Genomic DNA, 21457 nt, shown 5'->3' with positions numbered 1-21457 from the left:
ATGGCTGCAATAAACAAACGGATCTGGAACTAGCGCCAAAGGCAGCTCAAGATGTCCGTCGAAAAGGCGGCCTAGATCGCCAAGCAATCAAATTATCGGAGGGAGTAGTGCTCGTGGACTGGCGCACGCTAAGCAACGGATTTCCGATCCTGACCGAGGCGGCGCGCCGTTTTAAGCGGGTCAGCGAAGTGCGAATCCGGGGCGCTTGGTGGAGAGTGCGCGATACCGGCGGCGGTGGGCTTCCTCTTGTGCTGCTGCCCGGTAGCTTGGGTACCGCGGAGATCTTTTCTTACCAGATCGTAGGGCTATCCGACCGCTACCGATGTCTGGCCGTAGACTATCCCGATCGCCCCTCTCCCGATCTTGCCCGCGATCTCGTCGAGTTGCTCGTTGAACTGGACGTCGCTAGGGCGTCGATTCTAGGAGCTTCTCTCGCCGGATACTGGCTCCAGTTCATCCAGGACTGGAGCCGTATCGATCGCTTAGTACTCGCGAGCACGTTCTGCGATTCGGAGGAGCTCCGGCATCACCCGTTGTTCGATATTGAGCGACTCCAGTTGCAAAGTGGCCATCACGTGAAAACCGAGTGGTTGCGGCGGTTAGATGCTCAGCCCCGCAGCCTGCTGCGCGACATTCAAATCGGTCTGCTGCGAGATGGTCAAGACGGCGAACAGCTTCGCAAGCGCCTGTTGGCGGCGGCGACTGCCAAACCAGCGCCTACGATTGAGATCGAAGAGGAGCGCATTGGCCTCATAGGGTGCGAGGATGATCCGCTGCTCTTTCCGCGGACGCGTGGCTTGCTGTTCAATCGATATTCGAAGGCGCAGCGACTTTGTCTCTCCATTGGGGGGCACTATCCGCACGTAACGCAATTCGAGCGCTACAACGGCTTTCTGACAAGAATGCTCTCATCCAGCTAACCGACGAGGCTCCCATGCGCGAATCGATAATGCTCCCTTTGGTTGCGTCCTTGCTGGCCTGGACTAGCACAGCGCTCGCCGGTGACTTTACTTTTAGAATAGGAGCTGGGCATCCGAGATCGCTGACTTACGTCGGCGTTGCCGACGACTACTTCGTGCCCGAGGTAGTCAAAAGAGCCAAGGAGGCAGGCCACAATGTCAGGTTCGTGAAGGCTTATGCGGGAACCGTGGCGAAGCTCGACGGAATCGTCGAAGCTGTTCAAAAAGGCACACTCGATATCGGGCTTGCTGCCGTTAGCTTCGATACCGAACGGGCGGCACTTTTCAATTTCTCTTACAATGTGCCTTTCACGAGTCCAGACCAACTCCTCCAACAGCGCGTCGCGACTCGGATGCTAAAGGAAGTGCCAGCGCTGCGGGAAAGCCTCGCACGATACCACATCTATCCATTGAATCTCTCCGCCTACGAGGACTACGGAATTGTGACCAAGGCCGAAGTCAAAACGTTAGCTGATCTGAAAGGAAGGAAGCTTGGTGTCTCAACATCGAATGCAGCTTGGGCTGCGGCGGCAGGTGCTACGCCGGTAACAATACCGATCGGCGAGTTCTATACTTCCATTCAGAATGGATTGGTTGACGGCGGCATCTTCTTTGCCTCAGGTCTAGACAGCTTCAAACTAAGCGAAGTCGCGAAGTGCTTTCTGAAGACCGGGCGTGGATCGATTATCGGGACTGCCACATACATGAACCTCGATTTGCGAAAGCGTCTACCCGAAGATCTAATCGGGATCATTGACGAAGTTGCTGAGGAAGCTGCGGTCAAAACCAGTGAAGAATCCCTGCGGCGCGAAAAGGCTGCCGAAGCGCAAGCATCATCGCTTGGTGTAAAGATCGTGACGCTAAGTGCGAAGGACCAGAAGGATTGGGCGCTCGCTTTGAAGTCGGCGCCAGCCGAGGAAGCGAGGAGACTCGACCAAAAAGGTCTGCCAGGCACCGAGGTCTTCAAGGCATACATACGACTTCTGAAGGAAGAAGGGTACACGATGCCCGTAGATTATCCTCTTTGAACGCAGCAATGCAGGAGCGAGAGAGAACTATGTCGTCCAGCGCTACTCGAACGACGACCACCCCGTCAGCGCCTTTCTCCGTCGCTGATGCGATTGTAGCGTTGAGCCGACCGCTCGAACGGCTCTCCCTCGTCATTCTCTATGTGGCAGTTGGCATCGTTGTATTCGATGCGGTTCTTGTTATGGCCGATGTTTTGGGGCGTGTTCTATTCGCGCACCCAATATTGGGAACGGTGGAGCTGGTGCGCAATACGGTAGTGCTGATCATTTTTTGCCAGGCACCTGCTACGATCATGGAAGGTCGTATGTTACGCGTTTCGGCGTTGCTCGTCAGGCTTCCCCAGAATGGTAAGCGTGTAGTTGAAGGGCTGACTTGCGTGCTTGGTGTTATCTTGTTTGCCGCTCTTGTCGCCGACATGTGGCAGCCCATGATCACTGCGTGGCAAATTCACGAGATGGATGGCACGATCAATCTCAAGATGCCGCTTGCACCCGTACGAACTGCGCTCATCTTCCTTTGGTCTTATACGGCGATGATCCTGGTGTACGCGCTCGTGCGCACCATTCTTGGTCTGGAGACGAGCGTTCCAGTCGACGGCATATCGCACTGAGGCAGATACAATGCAAGCTTTTGTCATCCCTGGCTCCATCGCATCCGCAATCGTTCTTGGCGCTTTCGGAGTTCCGCTTGCCTATGCGATGGGAATTACGGGTATCATAGCAATCTTGATGACTTCCAATCTGGAAACGGCATTGGGTCTGGCCGGCGATACTGCATTTACTTCCATGCGGGAATATCTGTTGGTCGTTATTCCACTTTTTGACGGCATGGGCTTCATCGTAGCGCGCAGCGGCGCGGCCGAGGACTTGTTCGCTTGGGTCAATCGAGCGCTTAGGCACATTCCGGGCAAGTTTGCGGTGGCGACCGTTATTGGTAATGCAATTTTTGCGACCGTCACTGGCATCGCTGCGGTGGCTGCAGTCACCTTCAGCAGGATCGCGTACCCGCAGATGCGTCGATACCGCTATGACGCGCGTTTTGCGTTCGGCTGCGTGGCTGGAAGCTCGGTGCTCGGCCTCTTGCTACCTCCAGGAATTCTCCTCATAATTTGGGCGCTAATCACGGAGCAATCGGTCGGAAGGCTTTTCAAAGGCGCAATCGTGCCAGGGCTCATCCTTGCAACAGCTTACTCCCTCTATTGCGTTGGCCGAGCGGTGCTCGACCCCAAGGCCGTTCCCGACGTGGATCCGAGCGATCGTGCCGACGAGCGGCCGGAAGCGGACCGCAATTCGCCTCGTGTCGGCATTTTAGGTATCGCTGCTCTTATGCTGACCGTCCTCGGTGGAATTTGGGGCGGCTTCTTTACCCCGACCGAAGCATCCGCGTTCGGACTTGCAGGTGCCGTTGTCCTCGGGCTCGCCAAAGGAATGACCGTCCGACAAATAATAGTGACCCTGCTCGATTCTGGCAAAATGACGGCACCCCTTCTGCTGCTTCTGATTGCCGCGCAGATTTTCTCGCGCATGCTCGCTTATGAGGGCGTCACGGACACGATTGAGGAGTTGCTAAAGACGGCAAACTTAGGTGCCGGTGGCACCTTCGTTATCATGATCTTAGTCTGGCTCGTGTTGGGATCGATGCTGGACTCGATTTCTATCATGCTGCTCACCGCTCCTATTTTCTGGCCTATAGCCAAGAGCCTAGGAGTTGACCAGATTGGCTTCACCATTGCCGCGATCTTATTCATCGAAGCTGGGTTGCTGCATCCGCCGTTCGGTACAGCTGTATACCTGGTCAAAGCAAGCATTTCCKAGAAGGGTGTAACGCTTGCGGACGGGTTCTGGGGCACGCTGCCCTTCTGTTTTATCCTGCTGTGTGTCGCGGTGCTTATAGCGATCTTTCCTGGCATCGCGAGCGCGCTCGCGTATGCTTGGTAGGTGCCCTCGTATAGACCTACGAGTTCGGGATAGCAGTGTGCCACTCGCCGACTTCAATCTTTCGGCGAGCCTCCTTTATTATCTCGTGGCTGAAGAGTTTCGCCGCGGGCGTTTCGTGGCGATCGCGGTGAGTGGCGATCGTCCAGGAAATGCCGAGCCTTTCTATGGGCGAAGCGGTGATGCGATTTTCTCGCAGAGGGATATCAATCGCGCAGTACGGAAACACTGAGTAACATCCTGTTGTGTCGATGAGATCCATCGCCATTTGAAGAGTTTCGACTTCAATCTTAGCGTCCACCAGCATATCCAGCCGTTGCAGAGCGCGGTCTACAATCGTACGTAAGCTATTCGGCGGCGCCGTCAGAACCATTGGTAGGGTAGGCAATATGCTTACTGCCACGGGCTTGGCCATCGACAATTGAGCCCTCCTGGGGCCGATCAAAAACAAAGTCTCCGAAGCCACACGCTGCGTCCGAAACGGCTCGAGGTCTTCCTGGCTCGACAGAATCGCCAGATCGATCGCGCCATTCATCAAGGTGTCTCGGACCGAACGCGAGGTACCTTCGTGAATGTGGAACCGTACGTCAGGATACTTCTCTATGAAATGAACAAGCGCTGGTGTGACTAAAAACCGGCGCAAGGAAGATGGCGTTCCTATTCTAAGTTCTCCCCTCGGCTTGGTGCTTTCGGAGGCGACGTCGAGACGTATGCGTTCAGCCTCCCTAAGGAGAGCTTCTGCCTGAGGACGCAAGCGGAGGCCTGCCTCGCTCAGCACCATCCCGCGCGAGTGACGTTCGAAGAGAACGACGCCTAGGTCATCCTCCAACAACTTGATCTGTCGGCTGAGGGCGGGCTGCGAAATTCGAGAAGAATACGCCGCGTCGCTCAGACTGGCGGCCGCACAGACCTTCAAGAAGTACTCGAGTTGCTTCATTTCCATCCGTGAACGATATCAGATTTTTCTATTGAGGCGATAGACGCTGAGGGGCTGCTGAGGGGTGATCTTGGCCTCTATACTTATAGGCGCAACCAATCGAGGAGCGGCTCGCCGCCTCAACCACGGAGAAGCACGAATGTCGACTGCAACAATATCGCGAGGCACACAACCAAAAACAACTACCATCACCCCAGACGAAATGGAAAAGCGCATCGCACGATTTAAGTCGCTGCGGCCGCAAAGCGAATACTACGACAAGGGGCAGGGGATTCCCGGCGAAGCCTACGAAATGGTTACTGCCAAAACCCTTTACACCTTGATGGCACCATCGGCGAAAGCCGGCCCGATGTCCGCGACACCAGCGATTGTTGCGGACGACAAGCTCAGCGTGATCATTGCTGAATGTCCTCCAGGCGACAAGCCGATGTTGCATGCGCACTTCTATACGACCGAGCACTTCTTTTGTCTGAAGGGGAGGTTCAAAGTGAGGTGGGGCGACCAGGGCGAAAACGAGACGGTTATCGAGCCATTCGACATGATCGCGGTCCCCAAGGCAGTTTGCCGAGATTTTACGAACATCGGCGACGAAACAGCGTACCTGCTTGTGCTGATCACTGGTGGCTCGGAACAGGACTACAACGACATCGGGTTTGCTCCATCGGAGTCTCAAAAATTCAAAGACACCTTTGGTCCGGAGGTCGCGGGGAGAATGGAGACGATCGGCTTCTCATTCCTGGAGGAAAAGGCTCATTGAAGAGCTGCAGTATGATTGGCCGAGGGCCAATATTGGCGCTCGGCCGCTCGGACAACAACATGTAATTCGGATGTAGGCGAAAGAGCGCTTCCGCGTTCTGTACACCTGGTGGGCGTTAATCGCGTGCGAGTTGACATCGCACCATAGATTGACCGCGAGTGCGGCTGACCACAGCTCTGACGATAACGTGAAAGAAGCAGCGAACGAGAGACGCTTTGACAAAGCCTAGCGCGCACTTGTGGCCGCGCGGTCGGTGAGTGTGTATCAACTTCGTGTAGGGTGCCACCAGCGGCATCTCCGGTTCCTTGCGTCGGTGTTGGGTAGGACGCAGCTCGGCTCCCCGTGACATGGGCCACTACGCGCCACCAGAATTGCCCTGGCTTGGTAGCTAGTGTCCTGAACCAGAAGTTCGTGACATTGGGTCGTGTTTTGCCGGGGCATTGTATCGGCAGAAGCGTTCGATGGAAGCAAGGATGTCATCGGCGGACTTCGTCCATCGGAACGGTTTTGGGTCGGCGTTGTGTCGATCGATGAACGAAGTGATGTCAGCCCTGAGCGCTGCGACGCTGCGATAGATGCCGCGCCTGATCTTCTTGTCGGGGAGGAGCGCGAAGAAGCGCTCGACCTGGTTGAGCCATGACGAACTGGTCGGTGTCAGGTGCACGTGCCAACGCGGCCTTTTGGCCAGCCATTTTCGGATCAAGGGGGTCTTGTGCGTGGCGTAATTGTCCATGACGAGATGAACGTCGAGTTCACGCGGCACGTCAGCCTCGATCTCGTCGAGGAACTTGCGGTGCGGATTCCGACGAAGTCGCCCAGGCGTACCGATGTGAAGTCGCCCGTGGATTCCGAGACGATGTCGCCCACCTTTCCGATTTGATCTCGCCCAGCGGCGAGGCGTTCTGGCCGGCTGGTTCTCTGGCATCGGTCAAGCCGCGTGGTCAATCTGGAATCGCGACTTCAACCTGTTTTTCTTCTTCTGCGGTTGCTGTGGGCATGTGGGCAACGCGATTGCGTTGTCCAAGCGCAGCGGCATGTCCACAGCGCCACGGGCTCAAGTCTTTCGGGCGGATTGCCGGGTTCGGCGCAGGCTCTCACCGGTGAGGTCGAGCCGATGGGCATTGTGGACGAGGCGATCGAGCACGGCGTCGGCATAGGTGGGATCTCCAATGAGCAGATGCCACTGGTCCACGGGGAGCTGGCTGGTGACGATGGTGGAGCGATGACCGTAGCGATCTTCGAGGATTTCCAGGAGGTCGTGACGGGCACCGGCGTCGAGCGGCTCGAGTCCCCAATCATCGAGGATCAGCAGATCGACACGGCCAAGGCCGCGCAACAGCCGTGGATGGCGGCCGTCGCCGCGGGCGAGCGCCAGATCGTCGAACAGTCGCGGGACGCGCTGATAGAGCACGGAGCGATTGTCGCGACAGGCCTTGTGGCCGAGCGCCGAGGCGAGCCAACTCTTGCCGACGCCGGCCGGGCCGCAGATCAGGAGATTGACGTGGTCGTCGATCCAGCGGCCCTCGACAAGCTTAGCGAACAGCGGGCGGTCGAGACCGCGCGGGGCGCGGTAGTCGATGTCCTCGACGCACGCCTGCTGGCGCAGCTTGGCGTAACGCAGGCGAGTGGCGAGCCGTTTGTCGTGCCGCAGCGAGGCTTCACGTTCGAGCAGCAGCGCAAGCCATTCGGTGTGACCGAGGCTTGCGGCCTCACCGGTGGCTTCGATGTCGGCGAAGGCCTTGGCCATGCCGTGGAGGCCGAGGGCGTTGAGGCGGTCGAGGGTCGGATGGGTGAGCAAGGGATGATCTCCTAATTGTAGTAGCGCGGTCCGCGGATGTTGGCATGCAGGATCGGCGCATCGTCCGCGGAACGCTGGTGAGCAGAACGCCGATCGAGATTGTTGGCGAGGATCGACTTGACCGAACCATAGGTGCGCGCGCCGATGTCGATTGCCCGCGCAGCCGCGGCGTCCAGCCGTTCGCGCCCATAGGAGGCGGCGAGCCTGAGGATGCCGAGGCAGGCGCGGAAGCCTTGCTCGGGGTGCGAGCGCTCGTCGAGAATGAGGTCGCACAACGCGCTGGTCGCCGGCCCGATCGCGGCGGCGTCCTGGCGGATACGCGCGATGGTCCAGCCGGCGTAGCGCCGATGGCTGGAGGCCATGTGCTCCGGCACGGTGGTGTGTTTGTGATTGCCGCTCATGCGCTGATGCGCGGCGATCCGCTCGCCCTTGTGGAAGATCTCGACGGTACGGGCCGTGAACCGCACCTCGACCTCGGCGCGGGCGAAGCGATGCGGAACGCTGTAGTAATGCTTCTCCACCTCGACGTGGTAATCGAGACTGACGCGGCGGATCCGCCACTCGGCGAGGACATAGGGGGACGCCGGCAATGGCTTGAGCGCCGGCCGGTCGACCTCCTCGAGCAACCGGCGGCGTGTCACGCCGAGCCGCCGGATCGGCCGTTCCTCATTCAGCCTCGTGAGCAGTTCGCCGATCGCCGCATTGACCTCGGCCAGGCTGTAGAAGGTGCGATGGCGCAGGCGGCCGAGCAGCCAGCGCTCGACGATGAGGACGGCCTGCTCGACCTTGGCCTTGTCGCGCGGCTTGCGCGGCCGCGCCGGCAAGATGGCGGTGCCGTAATGCGCCGCCATCTCCGCGTAGGTACGATTGATCTGCGGGTCGTACAGGCTCGCCTTAATGACCGCGACCTTGGTGTTGTCGGGCACCACCAGCGCCGGTATGCCGCCGATCGCCGCGAAGGCGCCAACATGGGCGCTGATCCAGTCGGCGAGCCCCTGCGTCCACGTCGCCTGCGCGTAGGTGAAGCTCGATGCGCCGAGCACGGCGACGAAGATCTGCGCCGTTCTGCGCTCACCGGTCAGGCGGTCGACCACCACCGGCACGCCATCGCCGGCATAGTCGACGAACAACTTGTCGCCGGCCGCATGGGCCTGGCGCATCGTCACCGACAGGCGGCCCTCCCAGGCGCGGTAGAGCTCACAGAAGCGCGAGTACCGGTATCCGCCGGGCTCGGTGGCGATATATTCCTCCCACAGGATCGACAGCGTCACGTGCTTGCGTTTGAGCTCGCGGTGYACGGTCGCCCAGTCGGGCTCGGCGATGCGGCGGTGACCCTGACGGTTGCCATTGCCGGTCTTCGCGAACAGGCGAAGTTCCAGAACCGTGTCGGTGACGTCGTCTGGCAACGGCCAGCTCAAGCCCGCGGCCTCGAACCGCCGGAGCGCCAGGCGCACCGTCGAGGGCGCCGCGCCCACCCGTCGCGCAATCTCGCGGCTCGGCAGCCCGGCCGCCTTCATTCTGATCACATCGCGCACACGGCGCATCGCAAGCCTCTCCGTCGGCATCCAGGGTCCCCTTCGCAAAGCCGAAAGAGTTGACCCTATGGGAGCCAGAAGAGGCCTCGTCACCCGGGCGASATCATYCCGGAATGGTGGGCGACATCATTTCGGAACGGGTGGGCGACTTCAAATCGGAATGGTGGGCGAGATCATCTCGGAATCCTGGGCGACATCGATCGGAATCCGCAACTTGCGGAACTCAGCAGCACGGTGGCGTCCATAGCACTTGCCGATGACCCATCCGCTCGCAATGTCGAGGGCGGCGAACAGCGATGTGGTGCCGTGCCTCGTGTAGTCATGGCTTCTTCGGGCCGGCTGGCCGGGCCGCATCGGCAGCAGCGGCTGACTGCGATCCAGCGCCTGGATTTGGGACTTCTCATCCACACATAGAACGATGGCGTGCTCCGGTGGCGAGACGTAGGGGCCCACAACGTCGCGCACCTTGGCCACGAAGTTTGGATCGGTCGAGAGCTTGAACGTCTCCATCCGGTGCGGCTGGAGCCCGAAGGCGCGCCAGATGCGTTGCACCGTCGACACCGACAGGCCGCTCGCCTTCGCCATGTCGCGGGAACTCCAATGGGTGGCGTTCTCGGGGCAACTCTCCAACGTCCTCACGATCACGGCTTCGATGCGAGCATCGTCAACCGTACGTGGCGCCCCGGAGCGCGGCTCGTCATGCAGCCCGTCCACGCGCCGCTCCACGAAACGCCGCCGCCACTTGCCTACCGTCGATCGGTCCAGGCCCAGCTTGGCCGCCACTTCCTTGTTCTGACCGCCTTCCGCGCAGGTCAGCACGATCCGGGCTCTCAGGGCCAGCGCCTGCGCCGTCTTCCGCCGCATCGTCAGCGACCTCAGTTCGGCACGCTCTTCATCGCTCAATGTCAGGGAGGCAAGTTGCTGGACCGCCATCAGATCCTCCGTCGCTGCTACAGCCTCCATCCTTGCCACAGCGACACGAATCTACTGCGAATCTATGATTGCGAACTTGTGACTCGGGACACTAGAGAACAAGTTGTTTGCGGCCTGGAGCTGCTTCGCTGGTCCTAGCGATAGCAGCGCTAGGTAACCAGGGCAGCCGGCAAGGGACTCAAGCGGCAGGCGCGCGCGGATCCCATAGCTTCCTACCGCCAAAGTCCTTCTCGTAGCCTTTTCCCTTCGGATAGGTGACCAGCTCCATGTATAGGCCCCAAGGGGTGCGGAAATAGCACCAGGTCTCCCCCGCGCTTGGCCCGGCAATCATCGGTGTCTTCTCGAATAATTGAACGCCATGAGCGCGCAAGTGAGCGAGGGCATAGGCCTAGCATTCCGCGTTCTCGACTGGGCGGCGGTTCGCGAACTTGTAGGCGGGCGCGGTGCTCGTGATTGATGATCGTTGCTGCCACATGACCTCTGAGCCGAACTATTGGGGCGCCCGTTCTGGCGAGACGATCCCGGTCAGGGCGCGTGAGCCAGCCGAGTGAGCTTGGCCGGCATGCAGCGTGTAAGCTCGTTTATCGCAACGCGAACTCTCGAGGGGGCATGTGTGGCCTGCGGCCAGACGGCGTAGACAGGATTCCCCAGCGCTTGGTGACCATCGAACACCCTCACGAGCTTACCCGATTGCAGCCGGCTATCGACTAGCCAGGTCGGAAGGCAAGCGAGGCCGGCGCCGTCCACCGCAGCCTCGGCTACTGCCTCCAGATCGTCCAACCGAATCCGGCCGCCAACGGCAAGTTCAATCACATCGCCCTGGTTGGTGGCGAACCGCCAAGGCTCGGCTCGCCCACCACGACGAGCGTAGGGCAGGCAATTGTGCCTTGATAAATCGCCTAGCTCCGAGGGGCTGCCTCGCATCGCAAGGTAATCTGGCCCTCCGCAAACCACCATTTCGAATGTGTCCAGCCTGCGGGCGATCAATCCAGCACGGTAAGGCAAAGCTCCAATCCGCACCGCCAAGTCGATCCGTTCCTCAACGAGATCTACCAGTTGGTCGGCTAATCGGAGATCAAGCTCCGTGGAAGGATGCCGCCGGGTCAGGCCGACAAGAATAGGCGCGACGCAGAGCCGACCCAGCAACACCGGAGCGCTAACTCTGAGCACCCCTGTTGACGAGCGATCGCTGCCGGACAACGTCGCTTCGGCCGCTTCGATCTCTGCCACAATGCGCTGGCATCGCTCGTAGAAGCTCTGGCCCTCGTCGGTCAGGCTTTGCGCGCGGGTTGTACGGTTAAAGAGGCGGACGCCGAGTCGCGCTTCCAGGCGCGTGATCGTCTTGCCGACCGCAGATCTAGTGAGACCGAGTTGCTCCGATGCGCGCGCGAGGCTGCCGCAATCCGCGACCTTCACGAAGACGGAAATGCCGCTCGAACGATCGACCATGTTGCCTCTGTAGAAGATCTCTCGCCATTGAACGGACAAATGACCACCAATGCGCACAGATACTTACCTATATAGTCGCCTTCGGAGTGTGCGGTAGGTTGGAGGGCGTGATGAGGATTTGGCAGGTTCTAGGGCCTGGACGCGATTGTGTGAAGCTTGCGGAGGTCCCCCGGCCCTCACCGGGGCTTGGGGATGTATTGGTGCGCGTTAATCAACTATCGGGATCGCCTCTCGATCGACAACAATGGCTATGAGTCCTACGGCCTGCCGTTCACACCTTGCTCGGATCTTGCCGGAAAGGTCGAAGCTGTGGGCACTGGTGTGTCACGCTTCGCCGTGGGCGACCGGGTCATCAACAATTTCAATACGGGCTGGGTGGACGGTCCGCCCCCCGCATCGATGGCGTGGTATCGAGCTTTGGCGGACCCGTGCCTGGCGTACTGGCTGAGTACGTCGTCGTTCCGGAGGCTTGGCTAGTCAAGGCGCCCGAGAGTTTGTCGTACGCTGAGGCGAGCACCTGCCGTGCTGCGGGCTTACCGCATGGACCAGCCTTGTTGAGCTTGGAAGGATGCGCCCTGGTGAACTCGTGGTAGTCCAGGGCACGGGTGGCATGTCGATCTTCGCACTCCAATTGGGCGCAGCCGCGGGCGCTGAGGTGATCGTTACTTCTAGCAGCGACGCCAAACTCAAGCGGGCTAAAGCGCTTGGCGCGCGGCACGGAATAAACCGACGGGCGAGACCGGACTGGGCCGCAGCAGTGCTGGAACTTACCGGCGGACGAGGCGCCGACCATATTCTAGAAATGGCAGGCGGTGCGAACCTGGCAAGCTCGGTGCGCCAGGAGGCCGGATCTCCCTGATCGACGTGATTGACAGCTTCGAGGCCAGCTTCCCCTCGGTGTCCGCGATTCTATCGCAGGCGACGATCCAGGCCATTTACATGGGACATAGACGCTGGCTCGAAAACTTGGTGCGAGCGGTCGACCGGATCGGCCTGAAGCCGGTGATCGAAGCCGAGTACGAGTTCGGGAATTTCCTCGCAGCCCTAAATTGTTTCAGTAGAGGTCCGTTTGGCAAGGTCGTCATAACCGTTTGAAACGAGTAGTTTCGATCGCCGTCACAGCGTTCCCAGGGCAAGCTAGTCGGAGTGAGACGATCCGTGAGGTGAATAAAGTCCTGTTTGCGACGGATGTGTGGACGCGGCCTTCAGCGGAGTTCGCACAGGCATCGAGCTCTGCGAAAGCACTATTCCTCTCAACTAGTATGGGCGTAGCATAGCCGCTACGATTGGTAGCTTTGTCGGCAGGGCGCCGAAGCAGAATGAGGACGGCGGCAGGTGCAATCGCTCATAGCTTAGCAGGTCACGAGCAATAGTATTTGGCGCATTCCGCGGCGAGGAGCGCAATGCACTCTCGCTTATTTGCAACGAATGGCGACTGGATTACCCAAACGGCCATTTCAAGCGCGACATCGCGGACTCGAACAACTTTAATCTTGCCCTTCAGCTGCGGTGTGATCTTCTTGCGCGGCAGGATACCGATGCCCACACCTTTGCTGATGAGAGAGGTTTGAAGGTCGATGTCCTGTACTTCCGCGGCGAGCCTAAACTGCCCTCCCTGACGCTCAATCGATGCTTGAAGCGCACGGCGAGCTCCACATGAGGCATCGGGCGTTAGAATCCAACCGAATTCTGAGAGTTGCCTTAGGTTCGGCTCACGGGGCAACACTAGCCCTTTGGGCGCGACGATCATAATCTGCTCGTTCGCTACCGCTTGACCATTTGGCGGCGGTGTGCGCGCGTCGTCGCCTGCCGCAAGCAGAATTGCCGCGTCTAGCGCCCCTTGCTCGAGTTTCTGGAGAAGTTCCGGCATCCATCCGCTTGTCAGCCTTAGCTCAAGCCGACGATAGCGTCGGCGTAACGTGTCCAAGATATCGGCAAGGCCAGCGTCAGCGATGGAATGTGAGACGCCAAGGCGAAAGGGCCCAGATGGTTCAGCGTCCGCCGCAACCTGCTGCCTTAGTTCAGCGATTGCAGCGAGGATTGCACGCGCACGCTCGACTACGATGAGACCAGCAGGCGTCATCGTCGGCGGCTTCACGCGCCGATCAAGAAGATCTGCGTTCAGCATGCTCTCGAGTCGCTGGATCTGCCGTGTCACTGYCGGTTGGGTCAACCGAAGTCGCTCAGCTGAACGTTGTATCGACCCAGTATCGACCAAAAAGACAAGTGCTCTCAATTCATCGAGCATATAAATCCTCGGAATGATGTTTATAACCATTATGCATTTGCATACACAAAGGCAACTTCTAAAAGTCGCAACGGCCAATTTAGCTCGCTCCACTGCATCGCCACAAACAAAGATGGAAACTAACACTATGAAGGCGATTATCATTCGAAGGCACGGCATCGATGGGTTGGCCGAGATCGACCGTGCGTCTGCCGCTCCGGGCCGGCGGGAGGTCCGCATTCGAATGCGGGCCGCCAGTCTGAATTACCGCGACTTGGAAATCGTTACTGGAAGTTTCGCCACACCCTACAATTTGCCCCTTGTGCCGCTTTCCGACGGGGCTGGCGAAGTTATCGAAGTCGGCCCGAGCGTAGCGCGTTTCAAGCCGGGCGATCGCGTCACCTCCGCCTTTTGGGGCCAATGGAACGATGGCCGCTTCGATATTTCGAAGGTAGGAGGTCCCTTGGGAGGACCAGTCGACGGTTTACTGCAAGAAGAAATCACACTCGACGAAGAACGCTTAGTGAAGATTCCGGACTCATTGTCTGACGTGGAGGCGGCCGCTGCTCCCTGCGCGGGCTCAACCGCTTGGCAAGCGCTTGTTGCTTTTGGTGCGATCAAGCCGGGAGACGTAGTTCTTGTTCAAGGAACTGGAGGTGTTGCTCTCTTCGGCCTTCAGGTTGCAATGATGGCCGGAGCGCATGCCATCGTGACCTCCAGCAGCGACACAAAGCTCGAACGCGCAATGGCGCTAGGTGCCTTCTCCGGCATAAATTATCGCACGAACCCCGAATGGTCCCGAACTGTTTTGGAGCTGACAGGCGGACGTGGTGTAGACCACATCATTGAACTGGGTGGGCCCGGTGGCTTTGCGCAATCGCTCAAAGCGATCCGGTCCGGAGGACGTATCAATGTAGTCGGCTATTTGGGCGGGACGGAGGGCCGAATCAACCCGCTTGATGTCTTTCGCAAGCAGGCGATAGTCCAGGGCATTTCCGTTGGTTCCYGCTCGGCACTTGAGAATCTTCTATACGCGATGAGCAGGAGTTCTCATAAGCCCGTTATCGACAGCACCTTCGAATGGACAAATGCCGCTGCTGCATTCCGTCGATTGCATGCAGGTGAGCATTTCGGGAAAATCGTTTTGACTTTCTGAGAACCGGCGATTTCGAGCAGCCTCGAAGGTCAAACTATGATTGCGCCGAATAGAGTGGTCGCGAAAGTGTTCGCGGCGATGTGACAATTGGTCTCCCTAGAGGTAGGGTCGGTGCGGCTTAGCCAAGATTGCCCGGCCTAAATGGGCCACTCTTCGCGGGCGGGATCTGCCGGCGCGTGTCTCTTGTAGGATCCGCTCCGAAATCCAGGCAAAAAGATAAGGCGCTGCGTTGGCATGCGGCCACAGCCTTAGAAAATGTGAGCTTTCCCGGCATAGCTCACCGGCATGTGAGCGGCAGTCGCTCTCAGCGCAGGCCCTAAGCTGGAAGCACTGCTGGTCGATATCGTCCCATGGAGGGYGGAAAGAGCGAGAGCAAGGTTGTTAGCTCGTCAACGGCTAATTGTGTTAATAAAGCGATGCCCAATCGGCGCAACTCACTAGCAAGAAAATGGCATACCACTGATACTAAGTCGTGAGCGGCCTTCCCGTCCCCTGGGCTCGGTCAACTCAAATCAGTGCACCCACTTCTCGCAGATATTCGGCGAACCCATCCACGAAGACCCTGACTTTCGGGGGAATGTAGCGGCTTGATGGATAGATGGCGTGAACGTGTTGGGGTTCGTAATTCCAGTTTGGAAGTACGCGCTCAAGCGCTCCGCTTGCTATCTTGGGAGTCAGTAATACACCGTGGATTAGCCCGATTCCGAGCCCCGAGGCGATGGCTTCACAGATGAGCTGGGAGTTGTCCGATCGAAAGACTGGCTTGACGTGCACATCGGCTATTCGACCATCCGCAGTAATCAACGAAAAATGTTCACCGCCGCGAACATTTGAATGAACGACGTAATCATGACCCTCCAGCTCCTCCGGTGCTGCAGGTCTTCCGGCGCGATTAAGGTACCCGGGCGTAGCGGCTAGGCAGCGCTCCACCACACCGATCTTGCGAACGACAAGGTTCGGATCCGTAACTGATCCTAATCGGATCGATAGATCGAGGCCTTCTGCAACGACATCTGTGAATTGATCAGAGAGAGAGACGTCCAACTGGAGATCGGGATAAGTCTGTCTGAAACTGAAAAGATAAGATCCAAGAACCGTGGTGCCGAAGCTTACAGGAGCGCTGATTTTGAGTTTGCCAGACATCGTGCGCTCGAGGTCGCCAACCGTAGCGTCAGCTTCATCGAGCATCTCTAGAATGATCTTGGCGTTTTGAAGATATCGAACGCCGGCCTTCGTCAAGGAAACCTTTCGCGTTGTCCTGTCAAAAAGCCTGACTCGCAGTCGAGTCTCCAAGGCACGAATCTGCTGGCTAACGGCGGACTGAGTGCGTTTGAGATCGTGGGCGGCCGCCGAAAAGCTTCCGCTCTCGGCCACTCGAACGAAGCAGGACAAAAGAGTAAGCCGATCCATCCGATCACACTAATAAGCAGGGGTGATATATGTTATCGCGGCGAACACGATTAATAATCAGAGCCAATGGCCCTATAGCAAGTTTCAAACCTCGCCAAAGGGACTCCATCAATGAAGATTTCTCGTCGTAGCCTTATCACGAGCGCGGCTTTTGCAGCGGTAGGAACGTCGTCGCCCCCGGGGCTGCGGTCGGCCGCAGCGAGGGCGCCTATTGCCGAAGCGCAGGTCCCAGGCGTTATTCGTCGCAAAATCGGAACAGTCGAGGTGACCGCACTTCTAGACGGCTACATAACGATGCCCACCGAACTCTTCAATCTACCTCCCAAGATCGCCAATCAGTTGGAGAGGACTCAATTCCCTCCAGTTTCATCGCACCTTAGCCCTATCAATGCATTCGTCGTGAATCTCGGCGACCGTCTCGTCTTGATCGATACAGGCTCAGCCAATTCGCTCGGCGCAACGGCCGGAAAACTTCCAAGCGCCCTGGCTGCGGCCGGCATAAAGCCCGAGCAGATCGACGCCATTTTGCTGACGCATATGCATCCTGATCACATCGCCGGGGCGATCGATCCGAATGGCCAAGCCGTCTTTCCGAACGCCGAAATGATTGTGGCCGAAGCGGATTTCAAGTATTGGCATGATGACGCTAGCATGCGCGAAGCGCCTGAACCGTTCAAGCCGTTTTTCCTTGGAGCGCGCACTGCCGCAAACGCTTATCGAAGTCGCGTTACTAAGCTCTCGACCGAAGCAACTATCTTCGATAGCTTGAAATCTGTTGCGTTGGTGGGCCACACTCCTGGGCATACGGGTTATATGCTGAGTTCAGGTAAGGAGACTCTGTTCATCTGGGCGGATACGGTACATCACGCGGCCTTCCAGATGACGCATCCTGAGTGGGGCCCGGCATTCGACGTTGATCCCAAGCTAGCGGCCAAATCGCGGGCACGCGCTCTAGATATGGCTACCTCGGAGAGGCTGATGGTTGCCGGAATGCACATGCCGTTTCCCGGCATCGGACACATCGCGAAAGAAAAGGTTGGATATCGTTTTTTTCCTGCCGAATGGCCCTATTCGATTTGATTAACGCTTTTGGGCAATCTGAAAGGTGCAGGTACTAGCGCGCTCACGCGAGATTGTGTGATGTGTCGTCCTGTCCGGAGGCCTAGGTCAACATCGCCGGACAGGACCGTCGTTCCGCTGAGGGGCAATCCAGGCCGCTCGTTGGCCAGTCACGCGCGATGCGCATCTCAATGTCGGAGATGGCCGCTACGGCCGCGCGGATCCGGGTGCGCTCTTGATCACTCCCCATACGAGTGGTGCCCAACTGGCGCAATTGCAGGAAGGCGCTGCACGTATCCTCGATCCGAATTCATCGTCATCAGGAACCCGGCCAGGCCAACTGGTGATTTGCCTCGCCGGGCTCGAAACGTTGGTGAGGCTCATGTCTGTCCCGAAGCGTGTGGACGCAACTAGAGACCCCATAGGACGTTCGGATTGGCAGATCACTCGGGATCACGCTTGGTTCGTGCCGTCGCATCAGGCGTCGATCGCGACCTTGCTCGACAGCCATTCTGCAGGCGCCATCGCACTAGTGGTTAGGACGGCCCACGCTCAGGTGCCCCCACGTGTGGAATATCGACTTACCGAGGAAGGTGAGAGCCTCCGTCCAGTAGTCGCAATGCTTTCGCAGTGGGGCAAGGCGCGGCTTGAGCGGGAGCAGTTGAAGGCCTCCCGCGGAGCCACTTTGGCAGAATCGGCTCGGTCCGCATGATTAGTTTCATATGCCACGCAAAGCGCGCTACGTTCTTTGGCGCCATTGGAAGTCGGCGCTGACAAACTTAAAATATTGATCCGATGCGGGGTCGATCCGGAGCAGGCATGTAGAGTGGCCTACAATGACCGTGGAGCTTGGTGAATGCCGGGGCGACATGAACTACCGTCGTGCCTTTTCGCGCGACACGGGAGGTTTCCCATCAAATGCACCACCACCTCAGTTTCGCCATGCGGATCTAGACGTACTGTGGTGTGCTAGGAGGAAGCGGTAACATTGCACTATCCRCTTCCAAGTCGCTCTGTGCAGTCGGCAATGCAGTGTTTTATCTCTGATCCTACTGATCGCGGGCGAGCTGGCCGGCGTAAAAAAGATTGCGCAGGACCACGAATTTGGCTCGTCGCGCTGGTCATAGTGGAGGGCTCGGAGGCCAGCACATTTAGCGGCGCCCGATCCTAAAAACACTTGGGAGCGGCTCGATGCGATAATGCTTTGCTCTATTATGGTTCCGAGGATGTCGCCAGCGAACTAAGACCGCAAAATGGCCCATCCGCGAGTTTGGCCGCGGGCAAAAAGTCTGATGAGTTTATGGGTGCGACTAAGTTTAGCTTGGAGCTCCTGCCTGCGACTACGGCAGTCACTTTCCGAGGGGGGCGTCCGACCGGTCGTCAGTGATGGCCCATCTGCCTTCTGGAAGGACGAATTGATAAGTCTAAGCGTAATCGACGTTCCCAACCTCGACAAGGCGACGGCGTTTGCTGAGATTTCCCTTCGCGGGACACTAGGGGCTGTCGCTTGTGAGATTCGGCGAATTGCCGCGTTGCGGGAGCTAAGTGTCGATTGTGCCCGAGGCTGAAAGCGGATAGCGCCGGATTAATCGCGCGGCACTCGTCCATAACTGCATTGGGTTCTAGCGTCCGACCGAGGGCGGTCAAAATCAAATGACCGACAGTTCGTTCGCTCTCAGCGGTGACTACGAATGGTCTGCTGACACGGAAAGCCAACCGGAAGTCAATTGCGCTTTGGTCCGCCAACTTATCGGCAGCCAATTCAGCGAAGGATGCCCGGTCGCCGGGCTTGTTATCACGGAATTGTAGAAGTGGTCGCAAGCGCAAGCGGTCAGAGATTCCAAAAAATGGCCCACGGACCGATGAGATTCAGTGGCCAATCCAGTCTCAGGAAGTTGGTCGAGATCTGTCGCGGCCGTGGATAGAGATGAAAAGGACTCAGGTGATGATGCTGAAAGACAAGGTTGCGGTGATCTATGGCGCTGGAGGTGCGGTCGGGGGAGCCGTCGCTCAAGCCTTTGCGCGCGAAGGAGCAAAGCTGTTTCTTACTGGGCGCAACCGTGCCCCGGTAAACGCGGTGGCCGAGGAAGTTGTCGACGCCGGGGGGGGCGCCCAAGCCGCGGAGGTCGACGCTCTTGACGAAGATGCAATCGATGCGCACCTGCAAACAGTCATCGCACAGACGGGCCGCATTGATATCTCATTCAACGCCGTCGGTCTTCGCAACACGAACCTACAAGGAGTGCCATTGCTTGAATTGGCGCTCGACCAGTTTTCGCTGCCAATCGCGACGTACTCGAAGTCGTATTTCTTGACATCGCGTCTCGCCGCTCGCCGAATGATCGAGAAAAAATCAGGGGTTATTATGACGGTAACGTCAGTGCCTTCGAGAACGGGTATCCCTCTGATGGGCGGCGTTGCACCGGCTATGAGCGCCGTCGAGGCTCTCACACGCGATCTATCTGTGGAGCTTGCCCCACGCGGCATTCGTGTTGTGGGCCTGAGACCGCAAGGGATGCCGGAGTCGGGTACGATCAAGGAGGTGTTTGGCCTTCATGCCAAGGCGTGGGGAATGTCTTCGGAGCAATTCCACGAGTTGATCGCTAGCAAGACTCACGTACGTCGACTTCCGACGCTCGTGGAAATGGCCGATGTAGCTGCGTTCGTGGCTTCTGATCGCGCGAGCGCAATCACAGGCAGCATAGTCAACATGAGCCTGGGAAGCCTAGACGATTAGCCTCGTGCCGCCGCCACGGTTGCCCTTGGGACAGCCAACCAGCACCAGCATTGGACACCGTCGATACGAGCGCTTTGCACCTGTATCGACGGCCTTATTCCTGCCAGGCAAGCTGAGGTGAAGTGCATGCTCGGTTCAAGCGTAGCGTGCAACCAGCAAGCGAAAAAAAATCGCAAGGGACCGATGAAATCTCGATGCGACGCCGGTCATACACAGTGGTTGAGAGAACTATTAGAGACCCAGGTGAGGAAAGTTGAGCTTGGGAGCCGGGAGGTTTCCTGGGGGCGTCTAGCAAATCGCATCCGCCAGCGAGACATCGTCGTGATGTATCTCGCGGGCCGGACGGCTTGCGGCCTTGTCGCACGGCCACGCGACGTTTGACGAATACAAAAAGCGTACCAAAAAGAGAAAGCACATCATGAAACTTACCGGTCGCACAATCCTAATAACTGGAGGGTCCGCGGGCATCGGTCTTGCGTTCGCGTTGAAATTTTCGGATCTCGGCAACGAGGTCATCGTGACCGGCCGGCGGCAAGGAGTGCTGGATGCGGTTAAAACGAAACACCCGAAGCTTCACACAATCCAAAGTGACGTAGCCGATCCTGCTCAGATCTCCGCTCTCGCAGAGCGAATGAAAGCAAACTTTCCGAGGCTCGACGTGCTGATGAACAATGCGGGCATCAGCCACTATAAGAACCTTAGAGGCACGGCGGCCGACCTTGCCGGGTTGACGGAAGAGCTCAACGTGAACGCGGGCGGGGTCATTCGTATGACTTCCGCATTCATAGATGTTCTGAAGGCGAATAAAGGCACTCTGATCAACGTGTCTTCCGCACTTGCCTTCGTGCCGCTGCCTTGCTTGCCAATCTACTGTGCGACCAAAGCGGCAATTCATTCATACACACAGTCGCTCCGTTTCCAGTTGGAGGAGACCGACGTAGAGGTCATTGAGGTAATGCCTCCAGCGGTGAAGACCGACATGACGGTCGACCTTCGCGAAGACGATGGCATAACCCTGATCACCACCGAGGAGCTGGTGAAACAATCGTTTGAATCGCTCAAGGTGGGTACGAGCGAGATTCGACCGGGGCAATCCAAGCAACTTGCCTTCATGCGGCGCGTTGCGCCGAATTTCATCAATGGGCAGCTCTGGAAGGCATCGAAAAAGCTGGTGCCTGCAAGCGCAAATGATTCCTTGCCGTCCCGTCAATTTTACGCGTGACGTGATGATGGCCGGGACCCAGGGTAGCCGACGAGGGTGGTCCGCCGCCCTCCAACAGTATCCGATGGGAATACAAACGGAGCATCACGTCCACAATGAATCTGGGCGTCGCGTCACGCTTAGGTACAATTTATGATCGTAACGCATGACAAGGATGAAAGGAGGACAGGATGCTGCCGCTAACAGGTAAGAAGGTGGTCGTGATCGGTGCGAGTCGAGGGGTCGGACGCCGGATCGCGGAACAAGCGCTTGCAAACGGCGCCCAGGTCTTGGCAGTTGCGCGGCGGGAGGCCCCGCTTCATCGACTTACTGAGG

Annotated in this window: 17 protein-coding genes and 3 pseudogenes; 12 read left to right on the top strand and 8 right to left on the bottom strand. The window is 58.2% G+C overall.

Going from position 1 to position 21457, the window contains the following annotated elements:
* Positions 1-113 precede the first annotated feature (113 nt).
* The 4 genes from AC1D00_RS00480 (at position 114) to AC1D00_RS00465 (ending at position 3925) form a co-directional block, all read left to right on the top strand.
* On the top strand, positions 114-920 hold the full coding sequence (locus AC1D00_RS00480) for an alpha/beta fold hydrolase (protein ID WP_477009294.1): 807 nt from the start codon (positions 114-116) through the stop codon (positions 918-920).
* Between the two features lie 14 nt (positions 921-934).
* On the top strand, positions 935-1987 hold the full coding sequence (dctP, locus tag AC1D00_RS00475) for a TRAP transporter substrate-binding protein DctP (RefSeq protein WP_477009293.1): 1053 nt from the start codon (positions 935-937) through the stop codon (positions 1985-1987).
* Between the two features lie 101 nt (positions 1988-2088).
* A complete protein-coding gene (locus tag AC1D00_RS00470; RefSeq protein ID WP_477009292.1) occupies positions 2089-2598 on the top strand; it encodes a TRAP transporter small permease in 510 nt (169 codons plus the stop codon).
* 10 nt (positions 2599-2608) lie between these two features.
* A complete protein-coding gene (locus AC1D00_RS00465) occupies positions 2609-3925 on the top strand; it encodes a TRAP transporter large permease (RefSeq protein WP_477009291.1) in 1317 nt (438 codons plus the stop codon).
* A gap of 16 nt (positions 3926-3941) precedes the next feature.
* Here AC1D00_RS00465 and AC1D00_RS00460 read toward each other — a convergent pair whose 3' ends face one another.
* Positions 3942-4859 carry a LysR family transcriptional regulator gene (locus AC1D00_RS00460; RefSeq protein ID WP_477009290.1) on the bottom strand — a complete coding sequence of 306 codons (918 nt, stop codon included), beginning with the start codon at positions 4857-4859 and terminating at the stop codon, positions 3942-3944.
* A gap of 139 nt (positions 4860-4998) precedes the next feature.
* Here AC1D00_RS00460 and AC1D00_RS00455 point away from each other — a divergent pair, with 139 nt between their 5' ends.
* A complete protein-coding gene (locus AC1D00_RS00455; RefSeq protein WP_477009289.1) occupies positions 4999-5616 on the top strand; it encodes a cupin domain-containing protein in 618 nt (205 codons plus the stop codon).
* Between the two features lie 388 nt (positions 5617-6004).
* Here AC1D00_RS00455 and AC1D00_RS00450 read toward each other — a convergent pair.
* The 5 genes and pseudogenes from AC1D00_RS00450 to AC1D00_RS00430 form a co-directional block, all read right to left on the bottom strand.
* Positions 6005-6406 (bottom strand): annotated as a pseudogene (locus AC1D00_RS00450) (transposase); the annotation flags it as partial.
* A 264-nt stretch (positions 6407-6670) separates the two neighbouring features.
* Positions 6671-7414 (bottom strand): IS21-like element helper ATPase IstB, encoded by a 744-nt coding sequence (gene istB, locus AC1D00_RS00445; protein ID WP_477009288.1) that lies wholly within the window; start codon positions 7412-7414, stop codon positions 6671-6673.
* An 11-nt stretch (positions 7415-7425) separates the two neighbouring features.
* Positions 7426-8958 carry an IS21 family transposase gene (gene istA, locus AC1D00_RS00440; RefSeq protein WP_083843304.1) on the bottom strand — a complete coding sequence of 511 codons (1533 nt, stop codon included), beginning with the start codon at positions 8956-8958 and terminating at the stop codon, positions 7426-7428.
* A gap of 183 nt (positions 8959-9141) precedes the next feature.
* A pseudogene (locus AC1D00_RS00435) lies at positions 9142-9882 on the bottom strand (IS630 family transposase); the annotation flags it as partial.
* A 525-nt stretch (positions 9883-10407) separates the two neighbouring features.
* Positions 10408-11331 carry a LysR family transcriptional regulator gene (locus AC1D00_RS00430; protein WP_477009287.1) on the bottom strand — a complete coding sequence of 308 codons (924 nt, stop codon included), beginning with the start codon at positions 11329-11331 and terminating at the stop codon, positions 10408-10410.
* A gap of 110 nt (positions 11332-11441) precedes the next feature.
* On the opposite strand from AC1D00_RS00430, the pseudogene AC1D00_RS00425 reads away from it, so the two are divergent.
* Positions 11442-12426, top strand: a pseudogene (locus AC1D00_RS00425) (zinc-dependent alcohol dehydrogenase family protein).
* A 265-nt stretch (positions 12427-12691) separates the two neighbouring features.
* Here the strand turns inward: AC1D00_RS00425 and AC1D00_RS00420 are convergent.
* The gene (locus AC1D00_RS00420; protein WP_477009286.1) at positions 12692-13579 is read right to left on the bottom strand and encodes a LysR family transcriptional regulator; all 888 of its coding nucleotides are present in this window, start codon (positions 13577-13579) and stop codon (positions 12692-12694) included.
* A 127-nt stretch (positions 13580-13706) separates the two neighbouring features.
* Here AC1D00_RS00420 and AC1D00_RS00415 point away from each other — a divergent pair, with 127 nt between their 5' ends.
* On the top strand, positions 13707-14714 hold the full coding sequence (locus AC1D00_RS00415; RefSeq protein WP_477009285.1) for a zinc-dependent alcohol dehydrogenase family protein: 1008 nt from the start codon (positions 13707-13709) through the stop codon (positions 14712-14714).
* Between the two features lie 507 nt (positions 14715-15221).
* Here AC1D00_RS00415 and AC1D00_RS00410 read toward each other — a convergent pair.
* Entirely contained in the window at positions 15222-16124 is a 903-nt protein-coding gene (locus AC1D00_RS00410; protein ID WP_477009284.1) for a LysR family transcriptional regulator, read from the bottom strand.
* A 294-nt stretch (positions 16125-16418) separates the two neighbouring features.
* On the opposite strand from AC1D00_RS00410, the gene AC1D00_RS00405 reads away from it, so the two are divergent.
* The 5 genes from AC1D00_RS00405 to AC1D00_RS00385 all read left to right on the top strand — a co-directional run.
* Positions 16419-17204: an MBL fold metallo-hydrolase gene (locus tag AC1D00_RS00405; RefSeq protein WP_477009283.1), complete on the top strand. Its 786-nt coding sequence runs from the start codon at positions 16419-16421 to the stop codon at positions 17202-17204.
* Positions 17205-17565: 361 nt separating this feature from the next.
* Positions 17566-17895, top strand: a complete 330-nt coding sequence (locus AC1D00_RS00400; RefSeq protein WP_477009299.1) for a winged helix-turn-helix transcriptional regulator — start codon at positions 17566-17568, stop codon at positions 17893-17895.
* A 1233-nt stretch (positions 17896-19128) separates the two neighbouring features.
* Entirely contained in the window at positions 19129-19920 is a 792-nt protein-coding gene (locus tag AC1D00_RS00395; RefSeq protein WP_477009282.1) for an SDR family NAD(P)-dependent oxidoreductase, read from the top strand.
* A 418-nt stretch (positions 19921-20338) separates the two neighbouring features.
* Complete coding sequence (locus AC1D00_RS00390) at positions 20339-21142, top strand: SDR family oxidoreductase (RefSeq protein ID WP_477009281.1); 804 nt, start codon at positions 20339-20341, stop codon at positions 21140-21142.
* A gap of 170 nt (positions 21143-21312) precedes the next feature.
* Positions 21313-21457, top strand: a 145-nt coding sequence (locus AC1D00_RS00385; RefSeq protein WP_477009298.1) for an SDR family NAD(P)-dependent oxidoreductase, incomplete at its 3' end; no start/stop codon positions are given.

It is taken from the genome of Bradyrhizobium sp. P2_E8, from assembly GCF_056403875.1.
This window is presented reverse-complemented; position numbering and strand designations above follow the sequence as displayed.